At 76.2% G+C, this 10421-nt stretch carries 6 protein-coding genes; 2 read left to right on the top strand and 4 right to left on the bottom strand.

All coding sequences use genetic code 11. The annotated features are described in order from the left end of the window. Positions 1–62 precede the first annotated feature (62 nt). The 4 genes from ACFYPD_RS14355 to ACFYPD_RS14340 all read right to left on the bottom strand — a co-directional run bounded on the left by ACFYPD_RS14355 (position 63) and on the right by ACFYPD_RS14340 (position 6889). Complete coding sequence (locus ACFYPD_RS14355) at positions 63–950, bottom strand: zinc finger domain-containing protein (RefSeq protein WP_387112899.1); 888 nt, start codon at positions 948–950, stop codon at positions 63–65. A 44-nt stretch (positions 951–994) separates the two neighbouring features. Further along, a complete protein-coding gene (locus ACFYPD_RS14350; RefSeq protein ID WP_387112897.1) occupies positions 995–1801 on the bottom strand; it encodes an S-adenosyl-l-methionine hydroxide adenosyltransferase family protein in 807 nt (268 codons plus the stop codon). Beyond that, positions 1798–2070 (bottom strand): hypothetical protein, encoded by a 273-nt coding sequence (locus ACFYPD_RS14345; protein ID WP_387112895.1) that lies wholly within the window; start codon positions 2068–2070, stop codon positions 1798–1800. Before ACFYPD_RS14345 ends, ACFYPD_RS14350 begins: the two co-directional genes overlap by 4 nt. Positions 2071–2158: 88 nt before the next feature. Beyond that, positions 2159–6889: a DEAD/DEAH box helicase gene (locus tag ACFYPD_RS14340; RefSeq protein ID WP_387112893.1), complete on the bottom strand. Its 4731-nt coding sequence runs from the start codon at positions 6887–6889 to the stop codon at positions 2159–2161. A 172-nt stretch (positions 6890–7061) separates the two neighbouring features. Here ACFYPD_RS14340 and ACFYPD_RS14335 point away from each other — a divergent pair, with 172 nt between their 5' ends. Beyond that, positions 7062–7430, top strand: a complete 369-nt coding sequence (locus ACFYPD_RS14335; protein WP_387112891.1) for a hypothetical protein — start codon at positions 7062–7064, stop codon at positions 7428–7430. Between the two features lie 118 nt (positions 7431–7548). Then, complete coding sequence (locus tag ACFYPD_RS14330; protein WP_387112889.1) at positions 7549–10383, top strand: Na+/H+ antiporter subunit A; 2835 nt, start codon at positions 7549–7551, stop codon at positions 10381–10383. Positions 10384–10421: the final 38 nt, after the last annotated feature.

Below are 10421 nucleotides of genomic sequence, written 5' to 3'. Positions count from 1 at the left end.
ATCTCGGACGATCTTGGGTGGTTCGTGGAAGTTCCACGCGCCGTCCCGGCCACCGGTCGCCGTCAGCGGCGGTCCGGTTGGCAGGCCGGGCACCAGTACGTCACCCGCTCGCCCAGCTCCTCCTTACGGATCGCGGTGCCGCAGCGCCGGCACGGCTGCGCCCGGCGGCCGTAGACGTAGCTGGTCTGGCCGCGGTGCAGCGACCCGGTGGTGCTCTGCGCCCAGCGGCCCCGGTTGGCGGCGAGCAGCCGCTGCGCGAGGGTGACCGTGCCCGGCAGGTCGGGCACCGCCCGGACCGGCGTCCACGGGTTGACCCCGCGCAGGAACAGCACCTCGCACTTGTAGAGGTTGCCCACCCCGGCCAGGTTGCGCTGGTCCAGCAGTGCCTCGCCGATGGTCTCGTCCGGGCGGGCGGACAGCCGGCGCACCGCCTCGTCCGGGTCCCAGTCGGGGCCGAGCAGGTCCGGGCCGAGATGGCCGACCAGCGACTCCTCCTCGGCGGTCGGGATCAGGGCCAGCTCGTGCAGGTGGTAGCCGACCGCGACCGCGCCGGGGGAGCGAAGCACCACCCGGATCAGGTGCGCCGGCCGGGCCGCCCACCGCTCACCCGGTGCGTACGCCCGCCAGGCACCGTCCATCCGCAGATGCGAGTGCAGCGTCCAGTCCCGCCCGCCCCCGTCGGCGGCGTCGGGCGGCGCGGCGGTGGTCCGCGCGGCGTCGGTCCGCGCGGCGTCCGTCCGCGCGGCGGTGGTTCGCGCGGCGGCTTCGGGCGGCGCGGTGAGCCGGAGCAGCAGGTGTTTGCCCCGGCTGGCCGATTCGCGCACGGTCCAGCCGGTCAGGTCGGTCGCGGCGAGCTGCGGCACGCGGAAGTCGGAGCCGGTGAGCCGGGCGCCGGCCAGGGCGCGCTGAAGGACGCGGGCGGTGTTCCAGACGGTGTCGCCTTCGGGCACCCCTCCATCCTCCCTCGGTCCGCCGAATTCGCAGGGCGGCCGGCTCAGTCGCCGGTCACCGTCACCACCTCGCCGGGGCGTACGCCGAGCAGGTCGACCGCCCGGCCGGTGTTGACCGCCAGCGCGACCAGCCCGGCCGAGTCCACGTACGCGACCAGCCCGCCGCCTGGGGCGTCGCCGAAGGTGCGCCCGCGCACCGCCGCCCGGCCGGCCACCCGTACCCGCTCCGGCAGCCCGGCCAGCAGCGCGCCGGGGGCGGCGAGCTGGACGTTGCCGAAGTGGTCGACGGTCAGCACCTCGGCGGTGAAGCCCGCGTCGTCGGCGCGCACCACCGGCGCCGGCAGCCGGACCAGTGTCGCCGGGTCCACGGCCGGGCCCGCCTCGGCCAACGGCGCGCCGAGCGCCAGCCGCGCGGCGACCGGCGCGAACACGTCCCGCCCGTGGAAGGTGCGGGAGACCGTCGGAGCGAGCCAGGCCGGATTGGTCAGCTCGGCCCCCCCGGTGATCCCGCCGAGGGCCTCGGCGGCGTCCAGCAGCACCCCGTTGTCCGGGCCGACCAGCAGCCCGCCCGCGGTGGCCAGGGCGACACCGCGCCGTGCCGTGCCGACGCCCGGGTCGACCACCGCCACGTGCACCCCCACCGGCAGGTACGGCACGGCCTGCGCGAGCACCGCCGCGCCCCGGCGTACGTCGGCCGGCGGCACGAGGTGGGTCACGTCGATCACCCGGGCGGCCGGGGCGAGCCGGGCGAGCACCCCGTGGCAGGCCGCCACGAACCCGTCGGCCAGGCCGTAGTCGGTGGTCAGCGAGATCCAGGGGCCGCCGGCCGGCGCTCCGTCGGGGCGGGTCACGACTGGGCCGCCGGTGGGGTGAGGCGCCGCTCCAGCCGCAGCTCGTCGTGGAGCGGGATGTCGTCCTCTCCCAGGTACGGGATGCTCGGCTTGACGGCCCGTGCCCGGTCCACCGCGCCCGCGTCCACGCCCACCAGGTTGGGTGGTTCCCGCAGGTCGCAGCGGCTGTCGTGGACCACAACGTGCGGGCCGTCCCACTCCCGCTGGTGCAGGGCCGCGAGGTCGGCGTGGTCGCCGGGTCCGGCGGGTCGTACCTGGATCGAGGCCATCGGTCCCTCCTCGTCATGTGCGGCACACCCTAGCGACCCGGTCCGCACGGTTCTTCCTGCCCAGCGTGCGGGCCGGGTGTCGGCCTGGTCAGCCGCGGAGGCGGAGGCCGCGGGGGGTGGCGCGGAAGCCGGCCGCGGTGAGCGCGTCGCGCAGCGGCGACGAGTGCACCGCCTCGCCGTCGGCGCGTTCCACGGAGATCGCGCCGAGCGCGCCGGAGTGCACGGCGTCGGCGAGCGCCTTGCCGGCCGCGGCCAGCGTGTCGGTGTCGTCGGTGAAGGAGAGGATGGTCCGCCCGCCCCGCTCGACGTAGAGCACCAGGTCGCCGCCGACCAGCACGACCAGCGCCCCCGCCTTGCGCCCGGCCCGGTGGCCGGTGGCCGGGGCCGCCCCGTCGCCGGAGTCGACCACCCGGTCGGGCCAGGGCAGGGCCGCACCGTAGGGGTTCGCCGGATCGGTGGCGGCGAGCACCACGGTGGGGCCGCCCCGGGCCCGGCCGTCGTCGGTGGGGTCGGCGAGGGCGCGGATCCGGTCGACTGCCCCGGGCACGGCGAACTGGGCGGCGCCCAGCCCTTCGACGAAGTAGCCGCGGCGGGCCGCCCCGCGTTCCTCCAGCGCGGAGAGCACCGGGTAGACCGCCGCGAAGCCACCGGTCACCTGCTCGGCCATGACCGCGCCGCGGGTGACCACGCCGTGCCGTTCGAGCAGCAGATCGGCGAGGGCGGCGGCCCGCCGGGTGGGGTCGAGGTCGCGTTCGGGCAGCCGGGACCAGCGGCCGGCCACGGTGGGCGGGCCGCCGCGGCTGGGCAGCGCCACCCGGCCGGGGCGGCGGTAGCGGGTGCGCGGGGCGGTCGGCCGGCTCCGGTGCGCCCCGCCGCCGCCAAGCGCCGCCCGGAGCGGGGCCAGGGTGTCGTTGGTGAGGTGACCGGCCCAGACGAGGTCCCACACCGCGGCCGTCAGGGCGGTGTCGTCGGTGGAGCCGACCCGGTCGGACAGGGAGCGGAAGAAGAGCGCCTGCCCGTCGGTGAGTGCGTCGAGCACGGCCTCGTGCAGCGGGGTGACGGCCAGCGCCTCGTCCGGCGGGGGAAGCAGCAGCGGTGCGACGTCCGCGTAGGCCAGCGTCACCCAGCCGTCGCCGCCGGAGATCGCCCCGGACCCGGCCCAGACCACCTCCCCGCTGGCGCAGAGCTCGTCGAGCTGGGCGGGGGAGTAGTCGGCGATGCGGGCGGGCAGCACGAGACGTTCCAGCGCGGACGCCGGCACGGCCGCGCCCTGCAACTGCTCCACGGTGGCGGCGACCGCCTCGACGCCCCGGGCCGAGGAGCCGACCTGCTGCCAGCGGGGCAGGAACGCGGCGAGCGCCCGGGGCGGCACCGGCTCGATCTCCCGGCGCAGCGCGGCGAGGGACCGGCGGCGCAGCATCCGCAGCACCTCGGCGTCGCACCACTGGGTGCCGACGCTGTCCGGGGCGAACTCGCCGGAGACCACCCGCCCGGTGGCGGCGAGCCGGCGCAGCGCCTGCTCGACGACGAACACCCCGAGCCCGAACCGGGCGGCGCAGGTGGCCGCCGCGAACGGGCCGTGGGTGCGGGCGTAGCGGGCGACCAGGTCGCCGAGCGGGTCGGCCACCGGTGTCAGGTAGGCCTCGGCCACCCCGACGGGCAGCGCCACGCCGAGCGCGTCGCGGAGCCGGGCGGCGTCCTCGACGACCACCCAGCGGTCCTCGCCGGCGATCCGGACGCGCAGCACCCGCCGGGTCGCCTCCAGCTCGCCCAGCCACCCGGCCGGTACGCCCCGCTCGGCCAGCTCGGCCTCGCTCAGGTCGCCGACCACCCGGAGCAGCTCGACCACATCCTCCGCGTCGCGAGCGCGGCGCTGCTCGGTCCGCCAGCGCAGTTGCCGTTCGGTCTCGGCCAGCACCGCGGGGTCGAGCAGTTCCCGCAGATCGACCCGGCCGAGCAGCTCGCCGAGGAGCCCGGAGTCGAGGGCCAGGGCGGCGGCCCGCCGCTCGGCCAGCGGCGCGTCGCCCTCGTAAAGGAACGCGCCGACGTAGCCGAAGAGCAGCGAGCGCGCGAACGGCGACGGGCGCTCGGACTCCACCTCGACCAGGCGGACCTTGCGGGCGCCCAGGTCGCGCATCAGCTCGGCCAGCGCGGGCTGGTCGAAGACGTCCTGGAGGCACTCCCGGGCGGCCTCCAGGGTGACCGGGAAGTCGGCGTACTCGCGGGCCACGTCGAGGAGCTGCGCGGCGCGTTGGCGCTGCTGCCAGAGCGGCTGCCGGCGGCGCGGGTCGCGGCGGGGCAGCAGCAGGGACCGGGCCGCGCACTCGCGGAACCGCGAGGCGAACAGCGCCGAGGTGCCGACGGACTCCTCGACGAGCTGGGCGATCTCCTCCGGGTCGAAGACCACCACGTCGGCGCCGGGCGGCTCCTCGGCGGTGTCGGGCAGCCGGACCACGATGCCGTCGTCGGAGGGCATCACCTGGGCGTCCACCCCGTAACGCTCGGCGAGCCGGCGGCCGATGGCGAGCGCCCACGGGCCGTTGACGCGGGCGCCGAGCACCGAGTGCACGGCGAGCCGCCAGTCGCCCAGCTCGTCGCGGAACCGCTCGACCACCACCGTGCGGTCGTCGGGCAGCGACCGGGTGGCCTCCTTCTGCTCGCGCAGGTAGGTCATCAGGTTGCCGGCGGCCCAGTCGTCCAGCCCGCCCGCGCGCAGCGCGGCCACGGCGTCGGTGTCGGACTGGCGCAGCAGCGCCCGGACCCGCGCGCCGATGGCCCGGCCCAGCTCGACCGGGCGGCCGAGCTGGTCGCCCTTCCAGAACGGCATCCGGGCGGCCTGCCCGGGAGCGGGGGAGACGAGCACCCGGTCGGGGGTGATCTCCTCGATCCGCCAGGACGACGAGCCGAGCAGGAAGACGTCGCCGACCCGAGACTCGTAGACCATCTCCTCGTCCAGCTCACCGACGCGGGCGGCCCGCTCGGCGCCGGCCAGGAAGACCCCGAACAGGCCCCGGTCGGGGATGGTGCCGCCGCTGGTGACGGCGAGCCGCTGCGCGCCGGGCCGGCCGGTGAGCACGTCGGCGGCCCGGTCCCAGACCAGCCGGGGCCGCAGCTCGGCGAAGGCGGTCGACGGGTAGCGCCCGGAGAGCATGTCGAGCACCGCGTGCAGCGCCGAGTCGGGCAGCTCGGCGAAGGGCGCGGCCCGGCGGACCAGCACGGCCAGGTCGCCCAGCCGCCACGGCTCCAGGGCCACCATCGCCACGATCTGCTGGGCCAGCACGTCGAGCGGGTTGCGCGGGTAGTGCAGCTCCTCGATCGCGCCCTGGCCCATCCGCTCGGCGACCACCGTGCAGGAGAGCAGGTCGCCGCGGTGCTTCGGGAAGACCACGCCCCGGGAGACGGCGCCGACCTGATGCCCGGCCCGTCCGACGCGTTGCAGGCCGGCGGCGACGCTCGGCGGGGCCTCGATCTGCACGACCAGGTCGACCGCGCCCATGTCGATGCCCAGCTCCAGGCTGGAGGTGGCGACCACGGCCGGGAGCTGCCCGGACTTGAGCGCCTCCTCGATGTGCTTGCGCTCCTCGCGGGAGACGCTGCCGTGGTGGGCGCGGGCGATGACCGGCGGCGCGCCGGCCGCCGCCCCGGACTGCGCCATCACCTCGGCCGGCTGCCGGGGCGCCCGCAGCGGCCCGACCGGCCCGCCGAACGCGTCGGCGCCACGCCGCCGCGCCGGGCCGGGACCACCCGCCGGACCGCCGTCGCCAACCGGCGGGCCGTCCATCCCCGCCAACAGCTCGGATACGCCCACCGGCTCCCCGCCCCGGGCCACGCGACTGCCGTCCGGGGCGGCCGCCGCCTCCAACTCCTCGGCGGCCAGCTCGTTGAGCCGCGCGCAGAGCCGCTCGGCGCTGCGCCGCGAGTTGGTGAAGACGATGGTCGACCGGTGCGACCGGATCAGCGAGAAGACCCGCTCCTCGACGGCCGGCCAGATCGATGCCCGGCGGGGGCCGACCCCGCCCAGCGCGTCCTCCGGCGGCTCCTGTTCGTCAAGGCGGGTCATGTCCTCCACCGGCACCTGGACGCTGACCTCGATGGTCTTGCTGGAGGGCGGCTGCACCACGTCGACGGGGCGGGCCCCGCCGAGGAAGCGGGCGCAGGCGTCGATCGGCCGGACGGTGGCGGAGAGCCCGATCCGCTGGGCCGGGGTCTCCAGCAGCGCGTCGAGGCGTTCCAGGGAGAGCGCCAGGTGGGCGCCGCGCTTCGTGCCGGCGACCGCGTGCACCTCGTCGACGATCACCGTGCGGACCCCGCGCAGCGAGTCGCGGGCGGCGGAGGTGAGGAGCAGGAACAGCGACTCGGGCGTGGTGATGAGGATGTCCGGCGGGGTCCGGGCGAAGGCCCGCCGCTCGTCGGCGGGGGTGTCGCCGGTGCGCATGCCCACGGTGATGTCGGGCGGGGTGATGCCGAGCCGGGTGGCGGCCTGCCGGATGCCGGTGAGCGGGGCACGCAGGTTGCGTTCCACGTCGACGGCGAGCGCCTTGAGCGGGCTGACGTAGAGCACCCGGCAGCGCTGCCGCGCCTCGGCCGGCGGCGGCTCCTTGGCCAGCCGGTCGAGCGACCAGAGGAACGCCGCGAGGGTCTTGCCGGAGCCGGTCGGGGCGACGACCAGGGCGTTGCGCCCGGCGGCGACCGACCGCCAGGCGCCTTCCTGGGCGGCGGTGGGCGCCGCGAAGGCCGCGGTGAACCACTCCCGGGTCGCCGCGCCGAACTCCGCCAGGACCGCCGCCCCCTGGGTCACCTCGTCCGCCACGCCTCCCATCCTGCCTCGCCGGTGCGACAACCCGGGTCCTCGCCGGACGCTGATCTGTCCGGGACGGGGTCTTAAGCGACGAATGCGACCTTGAATGCGTTAAGTCTTACTTAACTGCTTGCTTGCACCCCGCAACATAAAGTAACTTCACTCGCAACGCAGCGTGGGGTGGAGGGCTTGGATGACCATGCAGGGGCGAGGGTCCGGGTCCGGGACGGACGTGCTCATCCGCAAGGTCGACAGTCACCTCGCCACGCTCCGCACCGGCCTGCACGGCCCCGAGCTGGAGCTGGCCGAGGACCTGGCCCGCTGCCTGCGCGAGCTGGTCGTCGCCACCGCCCACTCCAGCGCCGCCGACCGGGGGCTCGTCCGCGCCGCGGTGCACTACTTCGTCCTGCGCCGGGAGAGCCGCGGCAAGCTGCTGCCGGTGCGCTCCCTGGCCGCCGCCCAACGGGTGGTGAACAAGGCGGTCCGCCAACTCGGCCGCCCCGACCTGCTGGTCGAGACGCCCCGCCGGGACCGCTCCGCCCCCGACCCGGCCCTGCGCTGACGGCGGACCCGCCGCCGGGCGGTTTCCCGAAAACCGCCCGGTTGGGCGGGAATGTGTCGTCTGATCGGTCCTGGCCGCAGCGTGCCCCGGCGCGCTGTCACCTCGACCGGGAGTGCGCGTGCTCGTCCTGCTGATCCTGCACCTGGTGGCGGCCCTGTCCGCTCCGCTGCTGGTCCGCCGGTGGGGTCCCCGCGCCTGCCTGCTGCTCGCGCTCGCCCCGGCCGCCACCGTCGGCTGGGCGGTGGCGCACACCGGGGCGGTCCGCGCGGGCGGGGCGGTGGTCGAGACGTACCCGTGGGTCGCGGAGCTCCAGCTCGACGTGGCGCTGCGGGTCACCACCCTGTCCTGGCTGATGCTGCTGCTGGTCGGCGGCGTCGGCGCGCTGGTGCTGGTCTACTCCGCCCGCTACTTCCACGCCGGCTCCGCGGGCCTGGCCCGGTTCGCCGCCGTCATGGTCGCCTTCGCCGGGGCGATGGTCGGCCTCGTCGTCTCCGACGACCTGCTGCTGCTCTACGTCTTCTGGGAGCTGACCACGGTCTTCTCCTACCTGCTGATCGGGCACAGCACCGAGCGGCGGTCCAGCCGGTGGGCCGCGGCCCAGGCGCTGACCGTCACCACCCTCGGCGGGCTGGCCATGCTGGTCGGCTTCCTGCTGCTCGGCCACCACGTCGGCAGCTACCGCTGGTCCGTCGTCACCGCCGCGCCGCTGCCCGGCGGCGGCTACCTGGTGGTCGCGGTGCTGCTCGTCCTCACCGGCGCCCTCGCGAAGTCCGCGGTCTTCCCGTTCACCTCGTGGCTGCCGGTGGCGATGGCGGCGCCCACACCGGTCAGCGCCTATCTGCACGCGGCGGCCATGGTGAAGGCCGGGGTGTTCCTCGTCGGACTGCTCGGCCCAGCGCTCGCGCCGACGGGGCCGTGGCGGCCGGTCACCATGGTCGCCGGGCTGGTCACCCTGATCGCCGGGGGATGGGCGGCGCTGCGGCAGACCGACCTGAAGCTGCTGCTGGCGTACGGGACGGTCAGCCAGCTCGGCCTGCTCACCGTGGTGCTCGGCGCGGGCACCCCGAAGGCGGCCCTCGCCGGCGTCGCCATGCTGCTGGCGCACGCGCTGTTCAAGGCGGCGCTCTTCCTCGTCGTCGGCATCCTCGACCACAGCGCCGGCAGCCGGGACCTGCGCGACCTGTCCGGCGTGGGACGGAGCGCGCCGCTGCTCGCCACGGTCGCCGCGCTGGCCGCCGCCTCGATGGCCGGCGTGCCGCCGCTGCTCGGCTTCGTGGCGAAGGAGGCGGTGCTCGGCGCGTTCACCGGGCGGCCGGTGGTGCTCGCCGCGCTGGTGGTGGGAAGCGCGCTGACCGTCGCGTACAGCATCCGGTTCCTCTGGGGCGCGTTCGCGGCTCGGCCCGGCGTGCCGGTCACCGACGTGGAGCGCCCGCCCGCCGCGATGCTCGTACCCCCGGCCGTGCTCGCTGTGGCCGGTTTCGCCGCCGGCCCGGCCGCCGGGTGGCTGGGTGGCCTGCTCCGCCCGTACGCCGAGTTGTTCGGCCCGGTCGAGGAGAAACTGGCGCTCTGGCACGGACCGACCGCGGCGCTCGGCCTCTCCGCCGTGGTACTCGCCGGCGGGGTGGTGCTGCACCTGGTCCGCGGCCCGCTCACCCCCGCGCTGACCCGGCTGCGCGCGCCGGTCAGCGGCAACCAGGGGTACGAGTGGGTCACCCACTGGTTCGACCGGTTCGCCATCGAGGTCACCGGCGCCACCCAGCGCGGCGCCCTGCCGCAGTACCTCGGCACCGTGCTGGTCGCCCTGGTGCTGGTGCCGGGCGGCGCGATGCTCGCCACCCGGCCCTGGCGCACCGAGATTGCCGTCTGGGACAACCCGACCCAGCTGGTGGTCTGCATGGTGATCGCGGTGGCCGCGCTGCTCGCGGTGGGCGCCCGGCGCCGGCTCACCGCCATGCTGCTGGTGGGCGTCACGGGCTACGGCACCGCGATGATGTTCGTCCTCTACGGCGCGCCCGACGTGGCGCTCACCCAGTTCCTCGTGGAGACCGCCACCATCGCCGTCTTCGTGCTGGTGCTGCGCCGGCTGCCGGAACGCTTCTCGGCCCGCCCGCTGCGCCGCAGCCGCTGGGTACGCCGGGGCATCGGGCTGGCCGCCGGCCTGGTCATGGCCGGCCTGGCGCTGGCCGCGGCCGGCGCGCGGCGTACCCCGTCGATCTCGGCGGCGTTCCCCGACCTGGCCGTGGCGCAGGGCTACGGCCGCAACGTGGTCAACGTGACCCTGGTCGACATCCGGGCCTGGGACACCATGGGGGAGATCGCCGTGCTGGTGGTGACCGCGACCGGTGTGGCCAGCCTGATCTTCGAGCGGTCCCGCACCGGGCCCCGGCCGCGCCGGCCCGGCCCGGTCCGGTCCCGCCGGGACCGGCGGACGGTCTGGCTGCGCGGCGGGGCCACCCTGCACGAGCGCCGCCGCTCGATCGTCTTCGAGGTGGTCACCCGGCTGATCTTCCACACGGTGCTGCTCTTCTCGCTGTTCCTGCTCTTCTCCGGGCACAACTCCCCGGGCGGCGGGTTCTCCGGGGGCCTGGTCGCCGGCCTCGCGCTGACCGTCCGCTACCTGGCCGGCGGCCGGTACGAGCTGGCCGAGGCGGCGCCGGTCGGCGCCGGCACCGTGCTCGGCGCGGGCCTGGCCGTCTCAGTCGGCGGCGGCGCGCTCGGACTGCTCCTCGCCGGCCAGGTCCTGGAGAGCGTGAAGGTCAACCTCTGGCTGCCGCTGGTCGGCCACTTCTACCTGGTCACGTCGCTCTTCTTCGACATCGGCGTCTACCTGATCGTGGTCGGGCTCGTGCTGGACATCCTGCGCAGCCTCGGCGCCGAGGTGGACCGGCACGTCGAGGCGGCCGGCGAACCGGCCCGCGGGCTCGCCGTCCAGCGCGAGGGGGAGGCGTCGTGAGCGCGAGGAGTGAGCCGGTTCTGCGAGCCCCGCAGTCG

The organism is Micromonospora sp. NPDC005299 (assembly GCF_042872345.1).
GTDB lineage: Bacteria > Actinomycetota > Actinomycetes > Mycobacteriales > Micromonosporaceae > Micromonospora.
This window is presented reverse-complemented; position numbering and strand designations above follow the sequence as displayed.